Below are 15,733 nucleotides of genomic sequence, written 5' to 3'. Positions count from 1 at the left end.
GAATTACGACTCCTTAAAGACTGTTGATCAGCGTGGCGAAAGTTTCCTGCGCAGCTTTGATGATCTGCGAAGACGCTGTGTAGTACTGCTGATACTTGACCAGGTTGCCGGTCTCTTCATCGAGGTTGACCTGGGACAGCGAATCACGCGCGCCCTTGGCCTGATCGAGGATCACCGAGGTGGCGTCATTGTCGGACTTGCTCTGTGCAGCCTTGGTACCGACGTTGGTCACCAGTTTGTTGTAGGCGTCGGTCAGGCTGATGCCCTTGCTGCCGCTGCCGGTGTCCACGGTCTGCTTGGTCTGCAGGCCAACCAGTGTCTGTGCGTTGCGGTTATCCGAAGACGCCGCGCCGGTCAGGTTGATGGTGAAGGTTTCGCCGGACTTCGGCGTCGCGCCCACGGTGGTCTGTACGGTGAAGGTCTTCTGCACGTTCGGCGTGACCGTGGTGTCCATCACCGGAGCACCGGTGGAGTCGACCATGCCGACCTTGAGGTTCAAGGTGTTGGCCTGCCCCGGCACGATGGTGCCCGAACCGATGGTGTTGCCCTTGGCGTCAACCATGTTGTACGACTGGCTGCCGCTGGCGACCGCACCAAACACCAATTTGACCGGCGTCGAATATTTGAGCGCATTCTGCAACTCGGTCTGCGACGCCGGGTTGTAGATGTTGAACGAATCGGTCAGCGTCGGCTGGGTGTAGGTACCGGAGTTGTTGGCACTGGCCACGCCGGTCAGCGGTGCTGCCGCAGCGATTTTCTTCGGATCGGTCAGTACCGTCTGAATAGTGCTTGCCGCGTTACGGGTCGGTGTCACCTTGAACGTGTCGCCAGCGCTCAGGGCGCCGCCGTTGAGGGCCAGGGTGAAGCCGTCGATCACCGGCGGTGGCGTGGTCGTGGTGCTGAACGAGCCCATGTCGGTGCCATCGGAGCGCTTGACCGAATAGTTGGTGGCGCTGGTGAAGGTCACCTGGTAATCGCTGGTGGTCAGCTTGCCGGTGTCCTTGATGGTGACATCGAGGTTGCCCGAGCCGGCGCTATTGGTCGACTGCGCAATGCTGCGCTGACTGACCAGAGCGGCACTGTTGATGTTGTTGAAGATCGCTGCGCCGAAGTCACCGTTCTTGTCGATGCCCTGGGCTTGCTGGCTGTTGACCTGATCGGCCACCACCAGCGCGACACGCCCCAACTCATTGAGCGAAGGGTCGAGCACTTCTTTGCGATAGGTCAGCAGGCCACCGATTTCGCCACCGCTCATGGCCGACGTGATATCGATCACGCTTGAGCCGCGGTCCAGCTGAATCGCCATGCGCGTCGGATCGTCCTTGCTCGGCACGGTGCTCAGGGTGTTGGTGGTGTTGCCGATCACCAGCGGCTGGCCGGTGCCGATGTACACGTCAAAACTGGTGCCACGCTCGACGACCTGTGCACCGGTCAGCTCGGAGAGCTGACGCACCGCTTCGTTACGGCTGTCGAGCAGATCGTTCGGCTGGCCGCCGCTGGTGGAAATCTCGCCGATCTTCTGGTTCAGGTTGGCAATCGAAGTCGCCAGCTTGTTGACCTGGGACGTCATGTCGCCCAGGTTGCCATTGATCGTGGTGTTCTGATCGTTCAGCTGTTTGGCCAGCGCATTGAAACGGCTGGTCAGGGCCTGCGCACCGGTCAGCACCGACTGACGGGAGGTGTCATCAGTGGCAGAAGTCGCCACGCCCTGCATCGAGGTAAAGAACTTTTGCAGCACACCGGTCAGGCCGGTGTTGGTATCGGACATCGAGGCATCCAGCGCAGTGGCCTGGGCACCGTACGCAGCCGCTTCGCTATTGAGCGAGGTGGCGGTATGCAGCTGGTTTTCGAGGTAAGAGTTGTAGACCCGGCGCACATCGGCCAGGGTCGTCCCCGTACCGATGAAGACGTTGCCGAACTGCTGCGAGGCCTTGGTGCTCTGCACGGTTTGCTGGCGTGAATAACCGGCGGTGTCGACGTTGGCAATGTTGTTACCTGTGGTCGCGAGAGAGGAAGAACTCGCGGACAACCCCGACATCCCGATATTGAGCAAACTCATGATTCAAACCTTACCGTGTGTTTATAGAGGCGTTGTTGAAACGCCGGCCGCAGCGTAGTTTTCGAAACTGTTCATCTGCTTGGCTATCTGCGAAATCTTCGTCGCGTAGTTCGGGTCGGTCGCGTAACCGGCCTTTTGCAACTCGCGTACAAACTGTTCTGGGTTATCGGCCGACTTCACCACATCTTGATAGCGATTATTGGTCTGCAGCAAAGTCACCAGATCGTGGAAACTGTCCTTGTACGAGGCATAGGAACGGAACTGCGCCGTCTCCTTGACCATCTGCCCGTTGCGGAACTCGCTGGTGATTGCCCGGGCCGAATCGCCGGTCCAGTTGCTGCTGGCCTTGATGCCGAACAGGTTGTGACTGCTGCTGCCATCCTGGGCACGCATGACCGATTTGCCCCAGCCGGTTTCCAGCGCGGCCTGCGCCACCAGATAACGCGGATCGACGCCAATACGCGCGGCGGCTTCTTTGGCCATCGGCAGCATGGTGTTGACGAATTCGTCGGCGGAGCTGAAGGCGCGCTTGGCCGGCGCCAGCGGAATCTGCGCCATCGCCCGACCGTAAATCTGCATCTGCCCGCCGGACGCCTTGGCGTCTTCGGCACGGCTCAGCCAGTCGCCGTTGTACAGCGGGCCGGCGCCGGTGGCGGCCGTGGTCACGGCACGTTGTGGCAAGGCATTGGTGGCGGTCGGCGTGGCGGACGGCACCAGACCGGCGAGCAAACGATCGGCCAGTTTCGGCGGCAATGCCAGACGACGCTTGTTGATCATTGCCATGTCATTGCTGTGCGAGGCTTCGGTAGTAGCCACACGCCCGGAACGCGAGGCCCACAACGGACGCTCGCCATTGAGCCGTGATAACGGCCCATTGGTGGCGGTGGTGCCGGCGGCAATCGGGGTCTGCACCGCAGCGGCTTTCGCCGCCTCTTGCTTGGCGGCGGACGCGGCTGCAGCCTCACCCGGTGCCAGCGGTTTATTCCTCGACATCTGCTTCATCAGCACGTCGGCCAGCCCGATCCCACCGCCCTCGCGGGACAGCGACACCGCCAGTTGCTGGTCGTACATTTCCTGATATTGCTTGGCCGCCGGGGTGTTCATCGGGTTGTCTTTACCCAATGCCTCAGTGGCCGAACGCATCGACTTGAGCATTTCGCCAAGGAACAGCGATTCGAATTCCTGCGCCACTTTGCGCATGTTCGCATCGCTGTTTTTGTCGCCGACCTTGAGCTGGTTCAGACGATTGAGGTCGGAGTACGAACCCGAATCGCCCGTGCCCACCAGACTGCCTTTGCGCATATCCATGGTCGCCGTCCTCAGATCACGATCAGGTCGGCTTGCAACGCGCCGGCCTGCTTCAGTGCTTCGAGAATGGCCATCAGGTCACCCGGTGCCGCGCCAACCTGGTTCACCGCCCGCACGATTTCGTCGAGGGTGGTGCCCGGGCCGAACTTGAACATCGGCTTGGCTTCCTGCTGGGCGTTGACCCGCGAACGTGGCACGACGGCCGTCTGCCCATTGGACAACGGACCCGGCTGACTGACGATCGGGTCTTCGGTGATGGTCACGGTCAGACTGCCATGAGTCACGGCGGCCGGCGAAACTTTCACGTTCTGGCCGATGACGATGGTGCCGGTGCGCGAGTTGATGATGACTTTCGCCACCGCCTGACCCGGATCGACTTCAAGGTTTTCGAGGATCGACAGGTAGTCGACGCGCTGGCTCGGATCGAGCGGCGCCGTCACACGAATCGAACCGCCGTCGATGGCTTGCGCCACGCCAGGGCCGAGCATGTCGTTGATCTTGTCGACGATGCGCTTGGCGGTGGTGAAGTCGGAACGGTTGAGGTTCAGCGTCAGGCTGTTGCCCTGGTTGAAACCGCTCGGTACCGAACGCTCCACCGACGCACCACCCGGGATGCGACCGGCCGACGGAACGTTGACGGTGATTTTCGAACCGTCACGACCTTCGGCATCGAAACCACCGACCACCAGGTTGCCCTGAGCGATGGCGTAGACGTTGCCGTCGATACCCTTGAGCGGGGTCAGCAACAGGGTGCCGCCGCGCAGGCTCTTGGAGTTACCGATCGAAGAAACGGTAATGTCGACCTGCTGACCCGGTTTGGCGAACGCCGGCAGATCGGCACTCACCGACACCGCCGCGACGTTTTTCAACTGCACGTTGCCCGATCCCGGCGGCACCTTGATGCCGAACTGCGAGAGCATGTTGTTGAAGGTCTGCAGGGTGAACGGGGTCTGCGTCGTCTGGTCGCCGGTGCCGTTAAGCCCGACCACCAGGCCGTAACCGATCAACTGGTTGGAACGCACGCCGGAAATGCTGGCGATATCTTTCAGCCGCTCGGCGTGGGCACCAAAGGCTGCGGACAACAGGGCCGCAGCCAGCATGAGGCTCTTGAAATTCAAAGTCGCCACCTAGAAAGGGAACAGCGGGCTGAGGAAGAAACGGTCGAACCAGCCTGGCTGACTCGCATCGGCAAACGAACCGGTGCCCGAGTAGGTGATGCGCGCATCGGCGACACGGGTCGACGACACGGTGTTGTCGGTGGCGATGTCATCGGCACGCACCAGACCGGCGATCCGCACCAGCTCGTCGCCGGTGTTGAGGGTCATCCACTTCTCGCCGCGCACGGCGATGATGCCGTTGGGCAACACGTCGGCCACGGTCACGGTGATCGAACCGGTCAGGGTGTTGCCCTGCGCCGCCTTGCTGTCGCCCTTGGTCGCGCGGTCGCCGCTGTAGCCAACGTCGAGGCTCAGGTCATTGCCACCCAACGGGTTGTTGGTGGTGCCACTGCCGCCGAACAGCGAAGTCAGGCCGATGCCGGTCTTGCTGTTCTTGGCCACTTGCGAGTTGGCGTTTTTGCTGGCCTGCGTCTTCTCGTTCAGGGTGATGGTGATGATGTCACCGACCCGGAATGCCTTGCGGTCGCTGTACAGGTTCTGCTCGAAGCCGGCCTGATAGATCGAGCCGTTGTTGGCCGCAGACGGCAATGGCGTGCGTGGCAACACCGGAGCGTAATAAGGGTCATTGGGCTTGGGCGTCGGTGCGACGCAGCCCGCGAGCGAGACGACCCCACCCAATGCCAGAACAGATACGAAGCGTTTCATGACCCTACCTCACGGTGTTGCTGGCGGCCTCAGGCCGCCCCATAGACTTGATTACAGATTCTGCGTTACGAACGAGAGCATCTGGTCGGCGGTGGAGATCACCTTGGAGTTCATCTCGTAAGCGCGCTGAGTGGTGATCATGTTGACCATCTCCTCAACGGTGCTGACGTTGGAACCTTCCAGGGTGTTCTGCAGCGTGGTACCGAAACCGTTCAGGCCCGGGGTGCCGATTTGCGGCGCGCCGGAAGCAGCGGTTTCCAGGAACAGGTTGTTGCCCACTGCTTGCAGACCGGCCGGATTGATGAAGTCGGCGGTTTGCAGGTTGCCGATCACCTGAGCGGCCGGGTTGCCTGGCACTGTGATCGACACGGTGCCGTCGGTGCCGACGGTGAAGCTCTGCGCGTTGTTCGGGATGACGATGGCCGGCTCCAGGGCGAAACCGCTGGCGTTGACGATCTGGCCGTTGGAGTCGAGGTGGAAAGTACCGTCACGGGTATAGGATGTGGTGCCGTCCGGCTGCAGGATCTGGAAGAAACCGCGACCGTCGATGGCCATGTCCAGCGGCTGCTCGGTGGTTTGCAGGCTGCCGGCGGTGAAGTTTTTCTGGGTGCCGACGATGCGCACACCGGTACCCAGTTGCAGACCCGACGGCAGTTCGCTGTCCTGGGTCGACTGGGCGCCTGGCTGACGCTTGATCTGATACAGCAGGTCCTGGAACTCGGCACGGTCACGTTTGAAACCCGTGGTCGAGACGTTCGCCAGGTTGTTGGAAATGGTGGTCAGGTTGGTGTCCTGGGCGGACAGACCGGTTTTGGCAACCCATAGAGCCGGAAGCATTCGATTCTCCTCGTGCGCCTGTTTTACGGCGCGACGTTCTGATAATTAGCTGATCTGCAAGACCCGAGCCATGGCCTGGTCGTCGTCTTTGGCGGTGTTCATCATCTTGACGTGCAACTCGAACTGCTTGGCCAGGGCCAGCACCGAGGTCATTTCTTCCACGGCGTTGACGTTGCTCGACTCAAGGAAACCCGACACCAGTTTGACGTTGGCATCGGCCGGCGCCGGCTGGCCATCCTTGGTGTAGATCGAGCCGTCGAGGCCTTTATTGAGGTTCTTGATGTCCGGGTTGACCAGTTTGATCCGGTCGACTTCCGCCATGACGCGCGGGCCTTCGCCCATCGCACGAATACTGATGGTGCCGTCTTCACCGACTTCGACCTGCTGCTCCGGCGGCACGGCGATCGGACCGCCATTGCCGAGTACCGGCATGCCGTTGCCGGCGCGCAATACGCCGAGGGCGTCGATGTTCAGGCTGCCGGTGCGCACGTAGCTTTCGCCACCGTTAGGGTTCTGCACGGCAATAAAACCGTTGCCGGTCACGGCGACGTCGAGGTCACGCCCGGTCTGCACCAGCGAACCAGCGGTGAAGTCGGTGGCGGGCCGCTCGCTCATGGCAAACGCACGCGCCGGAAAGCTGTCACCGAACACCGGCATCGAACGCGCCTGCTCCAGGTCGCGCTGAAAACCATTGGTGGAGATGTTCGCCAGGTTGTTGGCATGGGCCTTTTGCGCCAGTGCGTTCTGACTGGCGCCGGTCATTGCCACATAAAGGTACTTGTCCACACTCTTTCCTCTGCATGCCGGACGTTTGCCGCCCACCGCTGTACTGCTGAGCCATAAGCAATTTGCAGACCAACTTTTTTCTGGCGGCTTGCGGCCCGGTAAACAAAGGACTTGCGGGGTTTTGCGGGGGAATTGGAAATGTATCGAAGTCGAAAAACCGGCGGTGTTATGCCGCTAGGCGGCAATCCCGATTTTTGCAGATGGAAAAAGAACCTGTGGTGAGGGGATTTATCCCCGATGGGCTGCGCAGCAGCCCCCCAATCCATACATGGTGGTGTAACAGATGAACCGCATTCGCTGGTTTGGGGCGGCTTCGCCACCCTTCGGGGATGAATCCCCTCACCACAAAAGCTCTTTTCACCACAGTGTTGCTGTTAACTCTCGGGGTCTTTACCAACTTCGTATTGGCGGAGCTTATTAGCGATGGTGGTATGCGAAACCCCCAACCGCTTACCCAGTTGCCGACTGCTCGGGTGTTCGGAGTACAGCCGCTCCAGTACGGCTTTCTCAAAACGCCCGACGATCTCGTCCAACCCACCCTCCAGCGAGAAATCGCCAAGCGGCTGACGCACGCCGTAATCCGGCAGGCGGATGTGCTCGACCTTGACCGTGCCGCCCTCGCACAGTGAAACCGCCTGGAACAGCACGTTCTCCAGCTGCCGCACGTTGCCCGGCCAGTGATAATGACTGAGGCGATCCATTGCTGCCGGCGCCAGTTTCGGCAGCGAGCAACCGATCTGGCGGCTGGCCTGATCGAGGAAGTGCTCGACCAGCGGGGTCAAACCGTCGAGGCATTCGCGCAGCGGCGGGATGTGCAGCGACAGCACGTTCAAGCGGTGATACAGATCCTGACGAAACTCGCCGCGCGCGCACAACTCGGACAAGTCGACCTGAGTGGCGCAGATCACCCGCACATCCAGATACACCTCTTCATCACTGCCGACCCGGCGGAAACAGCCGTCCTGCAGAAAGCGCAGCAACTTCACTTGCAAGCGCGGGCTCATTTCACCGACGCCATCGAGGAACAGCGTACCGCCCGCCGTCAGTTCCAGCAGACCAAGCTTGCCTTCGGCGCGCGCACCTTCGAACGCGCCGGGGCCGTAGCCGAACAGTTCGGTCTCGGCCATCGACTCCGGCAGCCCCGCACAGTTGAGCGCCATCAACGGCGACTGCCCACGCGGACTGGCGAGGTGACAGGCGCGGGCGAGCAATTCTTTGCCGGTACCGGTTTCGCCTTCGATCAATAGCGGCGCATCCAGCGGCGCCATGCGCCGCGCTTCACGCACGACAGCGGCCATCACTTTCGAACTCTGGAAGATACTGTCGAAGCCACGCAATTCCTGTTTGCGCACGTTATAGATGCGCTCACCGACGCGGTCGGCGCGGTGCAAGGTCAGTACCGCACCGGCCATGGCTTCGCTATCGTCGTGCTCCGATTGCAGCGGCGCGATGTCGGCGAGAAAGATGTCGCCCTTGACCTTGACGCGCATGCCGTTGATTCGCGACTTGTTGGCGCGCACCAGTTCCGGCAAATCGAAATCCTCGGCATAGCGCGACAGCGGAATCCCCGGCACTTCATCCACGCGCACTCCGAGCAACTGCGCCGCCGCGCGGTTGGCCGCAACGATCGAGCCGCCCATGTCGATCGACAGCACCGGGAATTCCAGCGCGCCGAGCAACGCGTTCAACTCCATGTGCCGACGCTCGCTGGGCATCAGCCCGACGCGTTTGACCCCAAACACCCCGGCAATCGCCTCGAACTTCGGTCGCAGCGCCTGGAACTGGATGTTGATCAGGTTCGGACAATGCAGATAGATCGCGTTGCCATGCTCGCCGCCGACCTCGCCGCGTGCAACGTTGATCCCGTACTCCACCAGCAGGTTGAGGATGTCGCGCAGGATGCCGATGCGGTTTTGGCAGTGGACTTTGATACGCATAAAAAGAGGCCCGACAAGGATGAGGGGTTGAACACAATCCCTGTGGGAGCGGGCTTGCTCGCGAAGACGGTGTGTCAGTCGCCATTCATTCAGCTGACACACCGCTTTCGCGAGCAAGCCCGCTCCCACAAGAGATTTGCGCTGCGGTTTGGCCTGACTTTTCTGTCGAGGCGCGCAGATAGTTGTCAAGATTATGTGACAGCCACAGCCCTTTTCAAACCTGCAAATCACCGCAAATGCGTGATATCAGTCAAAGCGTAACGATTTTTTTACGAAATGCAGTGGTTGTTCCTACTAGGAACGCACTCAACCTGCTGCATCACGCCGCACTCTCGGGTAATTCTCAGTCCATCGCTGGACATAACAAGAACGAATTCCCCTAGCAGGAGAGCAGTATGAAGCAGACGCAATACGTGGCCCGCGAGCCCGATGCGCAAGGTTTTATCGACTACCCCGCCGAAGAGCATGCGGTGTGGAACACGCTGATCACTCGCCAGCTGAAAGTGATCGAGGGTCGGGCGTGCCAGGAGTACCTGGACGGTATCGAAAAACTCGGTCTGCCCCACGACCGCATTCCGCAGCTGGGCGAGATCAACAAGGTGCTCGGTGAGACCACCGGTTGGCAGGTTGCCCGCGTCCCGGCACTGATCCCCTTCCAGACCTTCTTCGAATTGCTCGCCAGCAAACAGTTTCCGGTGGCCACGTTCATTCGTACCCGCGAAGAACTGGACTACCTGCAAGAGCCGGACATTTTTCACGAGATCTTCGGCCACTGCCCGCTGCTGACCAACCCATGGTTCGCCGAATTCACCCACACCTACGGCAAACTCGGCCTGCAGGCCACCAAGGAAGAACGCGTGTATCTGGCGCGCCTGTACTGGATGACCATCGAGTTCGGCCTGGTCGACACCCCGCAAGGCAAACGCATCTACGGCGGCGGCATCCTGTCCTCGCCAAAAGAAACCGTTTACTCGCTGTCGGATGAACCCGAGCATCAGGCCTTCGATCCGCTGGAAGCCATGCGCACACCGTATCGCATCGACATTCTGCAGCCGCTGTACTTTGTCCTGCCGAACCTCAAGCGCCTGTTCGACGTCGCCCATGAAGACATCATGGCCATGGTTCGCCAAGGCATGCAGCTGGGTTTGCACGCTCCGAAGTTTCCGCCAAAACCGAAAGCCGCGTGATCCGCGACTTTTGCTGAGAATTGAGTCTGTCAGTCGCCGTCACTTTGGTTTAGCGTGACGGCATTGACGGGCCGATAGTTTCTATAAAAAAAACACACTCGATTTCAGGAATCACACCATGTCCACTTTGAACCAAGCCCACTGCGAAGCCTGCCGTGCCGATGCGCCACAAGTCAGCGACGAAGAACTGCCGATCCTGATCAAGCAGATCCCTGACTGGAACATCGAAGTACGCGACAGCATCATGCAACTGGAGAAAGTCTTCCTGTTCAAGAACTTCAAACACGCACTGGCCTTCACCAACGCCGTCGGCGAGATCTCCGAGGCCGAAGGTCACCACCCGGGTCTGCTGACCGAGTGGGGCAAAGTCACCGTGACCTGGTGGAGCCACTCGATCAAGGGCCTGCACCGCAACGACTTCATCATGGCCGCGCGCACTGACGAAGTGGCCAAGACCGCAGAAGGACGCAAGTAATGCACTTCGACGCCATCGGCCGGGTACCCGGCGACCCGATCCTCGGTTTGATGGAGGCCTATGCGCAGGACACTAACCCGCGCAAATTCGACCTCGGCGTTGGCGTCTACAAGGATGCCCAGGGCCTGACGCCGATCCCCGAAGCGGTGAAAATCGCCGAGGCGCGACTGGTCGAAAGCCAGGACACCAAGACCTACATCGGTGGTCACGGCAATCCGCTGTTCGGCAAAGTCATCAATGAACTGGTGCTTGGCGCCGACTCGAAGCTGATCGCCGAACAGCGCGCCGGCGCCACCCAGACTCCGGGCGGCACCGGTGCCCTGCGTCTGGCGGCCGACTTCATCGCCCAGTGCCTGCCGGGCAAAGGCGTGTGGCTGAGCAACCCGACCTGGCCGATCCACGAAACGATTTTCGCCGCGGCCGGGGTCAAGGTCAGTCACTACCCCTACGTGGGCAGCGACAACCGCCTCGACGTCGATGCGATGCTCGCCGCACTCAACGAAGTGCCGCAAGGCGACGTGGTGCTGCTGCATGCCTGCTGCCACAACCCGACCGGTTTCGACCTGAACCATGACGACTGGCAGCGTGTGCTCGACGTCGTGCGCCGCCGTGGCCTGCTGCCGCTGATCGACTTTGCCTACCAGGGCTTTGGCGACGGACTGGAGCAGGACGCGTGGTCGACCCGACTGTTCGCCGCCGAGGTGCCTGAGCTGCTGATCACCAGCTCCTGCTCGAAGAACTTCGGCCTGTACCGCGACCGTACCGGCGCGCTGATTGTCTGCGCGAAAACCGCCGACAAGCTGATCGACATCCGCAGCCAACTGGCCAACATCGCCCGCAACCTGTGGTCGACGCCACCGGATCACGGCGCGGCCGTGGTGGCGACCATCCTCGCCGACCCGGAGCTGAAAGCGCGCTGGGCCGATGAAGTGGAAACCATGCGCTTGCGCATCGCCCAGTTGCGCAGCGGTCTGGTCGAAGCACTGGAGCCGCACGGTCTGCGCGAGCGCTTTGCGCACATTGGCGTGCAACGCGGGATGTTCTCCTACACCGGGCTGTCACCGGATCAGGTCAAACAACTGCGTGAGCAGCACAGCGTGTACATGGTCAGCTCGGGCCGGGCCAACGTCGCCGGGATCGACGCCACGCGCCTGGCATTGCTGGCCGAGGCCATCGCCAACGCCTGCAAATAACCCCGCCCCCCCCCCTTGTAGGAGTGAGCCCTGTGGTGAGGGGATTTATCCCCGATGGGCAGCGAAGCGGCCCCAACACTGCAATCGCGAAATGTCTGACATGGCGCGTGCAATTGTTTTACGACTGCTTCGCAGCCGATCGGGGATAAATCCCCTCGCCACAGGTTCATTCACACCCACACTTGGAATACGCCCTCCCCTGCGGCCATCTGTCGCATTATTTTCAATTAAAAGTCTGATTGTCATTTTTCCTGCTGTATCCTGCGCAGGCTTTCAAGAAGCGCGGATCTACCAGATCTATCAACAGACTTAGCGAGGAGCGCAACCATGCACGAGATTCCTAATCTCCCCTTCCCAAGCCTGCACGTACCTGAGCAGACGACCACGCAACAAGCCGGCGCCCAGCAGCCCGAGCCGAAAGAAGCCGTTGAGAGCCGCCAGGCCGACAGCGAAGAGTAAAACCCCGCCGTACAGACCGTGTGGAAAGCGCTAAGATGCGCTTTCCACACTGCCTGAAACCGAGCCCGCCATGACCGACGAATTCTCTGAAAGCCAAGCTGCCGTCCTGATCGGCGCCACCGAGAAAATGATCGAGATCTGGAACCGTCTCTCCCCGGAAAAACAGGCCGCCCTGCTCGCCCGTTTCGGCAGCGAAGAAAACGCCCTCGCCGCCCTCGTCACCACGCAACTGGTCGCCCCGGCCAAACCGTGATTCCACCCTCCCGGCAAATAGTTTTACTTTTCCCCGCCCCTGACGCGTGCGCGCCGGTATCATAAGCAGCCTATCTAATCCTGCTTTGCCGTGGATCGTTTCTCATGTCGTCCTCTATGCCACAACCCCAGCGCCCCCTGGCGGTCACGCTGCAAGTCGTGTCCATCGTCCTCTTCACCTTCATCGGCTACCTGAACATCGGCATTCCGCTCGCCGTGCTGCCGGGTTACGTCCACAGTGATTTGGGCTTTGGCGCGGTGATCGCCGGGTTGGTGATCAGCGTGCAATACCTCGCCACCCTGCTCAGCCGCCCGTACGCCGGCAAGATCATCGACAACCAGGGCAGCAAGCGCGCGGTGATGATCGGTCTGGCTGGATGCGGCTTGAGTGGTGTGTTTATGCTGATTTCGGCGTGGACACCCAACTTGCCGATGTTCAGCCTGATCAGCCTGTTGATCGGGCGTCTGGTGCTGGGCAGCGCGGAAAGTCTGGTGGGCTCCGGTTCGATCGGCTGGGGCATCGGCCGCGTTGGCGCGGCGAACACCGCCAAAGTCATCTCGTGGAACGGCATCGCCAGTTACGGCGCGCTCGCGGTGGGCGCGCCGTTCGGGGTGTGGCTGGTCGGCCAGCTGGGATTGTGGAGCATGGGCGTCAGCATCATTCTGCTGGCAGCGCTGGGCCTGCTGCTGGCCTGGCCGAAAACCGCGGCGCCGATTGTCGCCGGTGAGCGTCTGCCGTTCATGCATGTGCTCGGTCGCGTGTTCCCCCACGGCTGCGGTCTGGCGCTGGGCTCGATCGGTTTCGGCACCATTGCCACTTTCATCACCCTGTATTACGCCACCCGGCACTGGGACAACGCGGTGCTGTGCCTGAGCCTGTTCGGCGCCAGCTTCATCGGCGCGCGACTGCTGTTCGGCAACCTGATCAACCGCCTCGGCGGCTTCCGCGTGGCGATCGCCTGCCTGTCGGTGGAAACCCTCGGCCTATTACTGCTGTGGCTGGCGCCGGATGCGCATTGGGCGCTGGCCGGGGCGGCGTTGAGCGGTTTCGGCTTCTCGCTGGTATTCCCGGCGCTGGGCGTGGAAGCGGTGAACCTAGTGCCAGCCTCCAGCCGTGGCGCGGCGGTCGGCGCGTATTCGTTGTTCATCGATTTGTCGCTGGGGATCACCGGGCCATTGGCGGGGGCGATTGCCGCGGGCTTCGGTTTTGCTTCGATCTTTCTGTTTGCCGCCATTGCCTCACTGAGCGGCCTGATGCTGAGTGTGTATTTGTACCGCATTACACCAAAACACCACTTTCATTGATCGCCCAATATTGGCCATTCATTGGTTCCGAATGGCCAATAAACAACTGCGGCTTCTATACGCTAACCATGCAAACGGAAAATGGCGAAACTACCGTTCTCTCTATTTTTACTGGATACAAACACAATTTTTCGATCTTCCTGAACAGCGAGATCGTGAATAATCTGGTCTTTTTGAAATACAACCTTTCCAACATTACCAAACCCCTCGTCCCAACCCATGTCTTGTTCAAGACTGGCAATAAATGCCTGACTATCCGACCCGCTACGCAAATAAGCATAACCTGCTACCACAACGGTTGATTTCAAATTATAGAGTGCTGCTTTCGTCATATAGATATCGCTGAAATCATCAGTGATAAATCCCCCCCACCCTTGCTTGCCAAAAAGTGGATCTTCCTCGCCTTTGAGCCCGCGACGTTGAAGCTGGAGAAACAGATACTGCCGAGCTCCATTATCCGAAGTACCTATAATATAAAACTGAGAACGATCGTCGCGTTTCAGAATGAAGTTTTTAACCGAAGGTGCTCCATCATAATATCCTCCGACCCCAAAACTGGCGTCAAGATCACCACGGGCATCATACCGGCCAACAAACCAACTTTTATCACGCAGGCCCTCTGAAGCGGCGACAATATAACCATCGTCTTGGCGAAACATATCCTGTCCTATGACTAAAACAGACGGACCTCGAAAAACCAATCGGTACCCACCATTACCGAACGCTCCGTCCAAACTACCGTTATTTTTTAACTTGACCAGGATCGCACTATCGAAAAGTCCTCTTTCATCAAGCGTGGTCAGAAGCAAAACGCCGCCATCGTCCAATAATTCCATAGTTCCGTGGTAGTCGCGCCCCTTATCCGCCAGAGGTTGCTTCACCTTTGGAACATCTGAACTTGCAGGAACAACCTCTTTCACATCTAGACTCCACAACATGACTCCTTTGCTACCAAACCCTTCATCAAGTCCCCCATTCAAATCGAATCGAGCCAGACCGGTAGCACGATTAAAGCCGTCTTTACGAGCGAAGAACCCCAACACATACTTGCCATGAACACTATCAAACTTCACGCTATAGGGCTGCGGCAAATCCCACCCAGGAAAAAACTCCGAGAGTTTGAAAAAAACACTACCCGCTTTTCCGAAACTCTCGTCGATACCTCCTTCCTCATCAAGCATGCACAGGTAAATCTCTTGCCGCTCCTCGTCAGTTGCGGCGCAAAGAATCCTGTTCGGTTCTGAGAGAAGGGTGACGACCCGAGATTGAAGTCTCTGATGTTCTTTTCCATATAAAACGACCTCACCGCGCACACCAAAATCAGTATCAGGAGTACCACGCACAACATTTAAGTTACTCATTTGCGTTTGCTCAATCAATAAAAAGAGAGCTCAGTAAACGTGTAACAGCAATCCGGCACACCTGTCAGATATGACAGTCAGGTAGACCAATTAGCAATAAGAGAGTCGTTCGATATCCGGAAATTGATTTAAATTGAGTGGCGCGTAATGGATACATTGCTCGCGCCTGCTGAAATGGAACAATTTCAAGACGCCAATTCTTAAAAATCCACCTTGCCGCGCCCAGCCTTGATGCTGCCGCGCTTGGTCTTGGATTCGAGCCGGCGCTTCTTCGAGCCGAGGGTTGGTTTGGTCGGGCGGCGTTTCTTTTCAACCTTGGTGGCGCTGAGGATCAACTCGGTCAGGCGCTCCAGCGCATCGGTCCGGTTGGCTTCCTGCGTGCGGTACTGCTGAGCCTTGATGATCAGCACGCCATCGCTGGTGATGCGACTGTCACGCAGCGCCAGCAGCCGTTCCTTGTAGAACTCGGGCAAGGACGAGGCCGGAATGTCGAAGCGCAGGTGCACGGCGCTGGAGACCTTGTTGACGTTCTGCCCACCGGCGCCTTGCGCGCGGATGGCTGTCAATTCGATCTCGGCATCCGGCAGATGCACGTTGTTGGAAATCACCAGCATGGAAAAAAGTCCGAATTCAGAGCGTGCAGGATACCGCGATTAGCCACAAAGCAGGTCTCCTGCGGCCATGCGCAACTTCTTGCATCAATCGTTTCGCGTTATGATCCCCAGCGAAAATTTACCAGTTCAATGCAGGA

At 59.4% G+C, this 15,733-nt stretch carries 15 protein-coding genes; 6 read left to right on the top strand and 9 right to left on the bottom strand.

All coding sequences use genetic code 11. The features are described from left to right. Positions 1–13: 13 nt before the first annotated feature. The 7 genes from flgK to M0808_RS05775 form a co-directional block, all read right to left on the bottom strand. The gene (flgK, locus tag M0808_RS05805; RefSeq protein ID WP_098967806.1) at positions 14–2,059 is read right to left on the bottom strand and encodes a flagellar hook-associated protein FlgK; all 2,046 of its coding nucleotides are present in this window, start codon (positions 2,057–2,059) and stop codon (positions 14–16) included. 21 nt (positions 2,060–2,080) lie between these two features. Further along, positions 2,081–3,367 (bottom strand): flagellar assembly peptidoglycan hydrolase FlgJ, encoded by a 1,287-nt coding sequence (flgJ, locus tag M0808_RS05800; protein WP_098967804.1) that lies wholly within the window; start codon positions 3,365–3,367, stop codon positions 2,081–2,083. An 11-nt stretch (positions 3,368–3,378) separates the two neighbouring features. Next, on the bottom strand, positions 3,379–4,467 hold the full coding sequence (locus M0808_RS05795) for a flagellar basal body P-ring protein FlgI (protein ID WP_161794916.1): 1,089 nt from the start codon (positions 4,465–4,467) through the stop codon (positions 3,379–3,381). Between the two features lie 27 nt (positions 4,468–4,494). After that, positions 4,495–5,190, bottom strand: coding sequence for a flagellar basal body L-ring protein FlgH (gene flgH / locus M0808_RS05790; protein ID WP_027613958.1), 696 nt, complete (start codon positions 5,188–5,190; stop codon positions 4,495–4,497). A 51-nt stretch (positions 5,191–5,241) separates the two neighbouring features. Then, a complete protein-coding gene (flgG, locus tag M0808_RS05785) occupies positions 5,242–6,027 on the bottom strand; it encodes a flagellar basal-body rod protein FlgG (RefSeq protein WP_003222804.1) in 786 nt (261 codons plus the stop codon). A 45-nt stretch (positions 6,028–6,072) separates the two neighbouring features. Continuing rightward, on the bottom strand, positions 6,073–6,813 hold the full coding sequence (locus M0808_RS05780) for a flagellar basal body rod protein FlgF (RefSeq protein WP_007965507.1): 741 nt from the start codon (positions 6,811–6,813) through the stop codon (positions 6,073–6,075). A 374-nt stretch (positions 6,814–7,187) separates the two neighbouring features. Then, positions 7,188–8,750 (bottom strand): sigma-54-dependent transcriptional regulator, encoded by a 1,563-nt coding sequence (locus M0808_RS05775; RefSeq protein WP_096796287.1) that lies wholly within the window; start codon positions 8,748–8,750, stop codon positions 7,188–7,190. A 395-nt stretch (positions 8,751–9,145) separates the two neighbouring features. Between M0808_RS05775 and phhA the strand changes: the two genes are divergently transcribed. From phhA to M0808_RS05750, 6 genes are all read left to right on the top strand, one after another. Continuing rightward, positions 9,146–9,937 (top strand): phenylalanine 4-monooxygenase, encoded by a 792-nt coding sequence (gene phhA, locus M0808_RS05770; protein WP_007965510.1) that lies wholly within the window; start codon positions 9,146–9,148, stop codon positions 9,935–9,937. Positions 9,938–10,055: 118 nt separating this feature from the next. After that, positions 10,056–10,412, top strand: coding sequence for a 4a-hydroxytetrahydrobiopterin dehydratase (locus M0808_RS05765; RefSeq protein ID WP_003222798.1), 357 nt, complete (start codon positions 10,056–10,058; stop codon positions 10,410–10,412). Then, complete coding sequence (locus M0808_RS05760; protein WP_247840258.1) at positions 10,412–11,605, top strand: amino acid aminotransferase; 1,194 nt, start codon at positions 10,412–10,414, stop codon at positions 11,603–11,605. Before M0808_RS05765 ends, M0808_RS05760 begins: the two co-directional genes overlap by 1 nt. A gap of 327 nt (positions 11,606–11,932) precedes the next feature. After that, the gene (locus M0808_RS28470; protein ID WP_256214475.1) at positions 11,933–12,064 is read left to right on the top strand and encodes a hypothetical protein; all 132 of its coding nucleotides are present in this window, start codon (positions 11,933–11,935) and stop codon (positions 12,062–12,064) included. 70 nt (positions 12,065–12,134) lie between these two features. Then, a complete protein-coding gene (locus tag M0808_RS05755; RefSeq protein WP_003222790.1) occupies positions 12,135–12,317 on the top strand; it encodes a hypothetical protein in 183 nt (60 codons plus the stop codon). Between the two features lie 104 nt (positions 12,318–12,421). Continuing rightward, positions 12,422–13,621, top strand: a complete 1,200-nt coding sequence (locus M0808_RS05750; RefSeq protein ID WP_183781825.1) for an MFS transporter — start codon at positions 12,422–12,424, stop codon at positions 13,619–13,621. Positions 13,622–13,683: 62 nt separating this feature from the next. Here M0808_RS05750 and M0808_RS05745 read toward each other — a convergent pair whose 3' ends face one another. Further along, positions 13,684–14,982, bottom strand: a complete 1,299-nt coding sequence (locus M0808_RS05745) for a hypothetical protein (protein ID WP_247840256.1) — start codon at positions 14,980–14,982, stop codon at positions 13,684–13,686. Between the two features lie 200 nt (positions 14,983–15,182). Then, positions 15,183–15,596 carry an alternative ribosome rescue aminoacyl-tRNA hydrolase ArfB gene (arfB, locus tag M0808_RS05740; RefSeq protein WP_098967796.1) on the bottom strand — a complete coding sequence of 138 codons (414 nt, stop codon included), beginning with the start codon at positions 15,594–15,596 and terminating at the stop codon, positions 15,183–15,185. Positions 15,597–15,733: the final 137 nt, after the last annotated feature.

This window comes from Pseudomonas sp. MWU12-3103b, assembly GCF_023100615.1.
Classification (GTDB): domain Bacteria; phylum Pseudomonadota; class Gammaproteobacteria; order Pseudomonadales; family Pseudomonadaceae; genus Aquipseudomonas; species Aquipseudomonas putida_A.
Note: the sequence above shows the minus strand (reverse complement) of the source record. Positions and strands in the feature narration are given on the sequence as shown.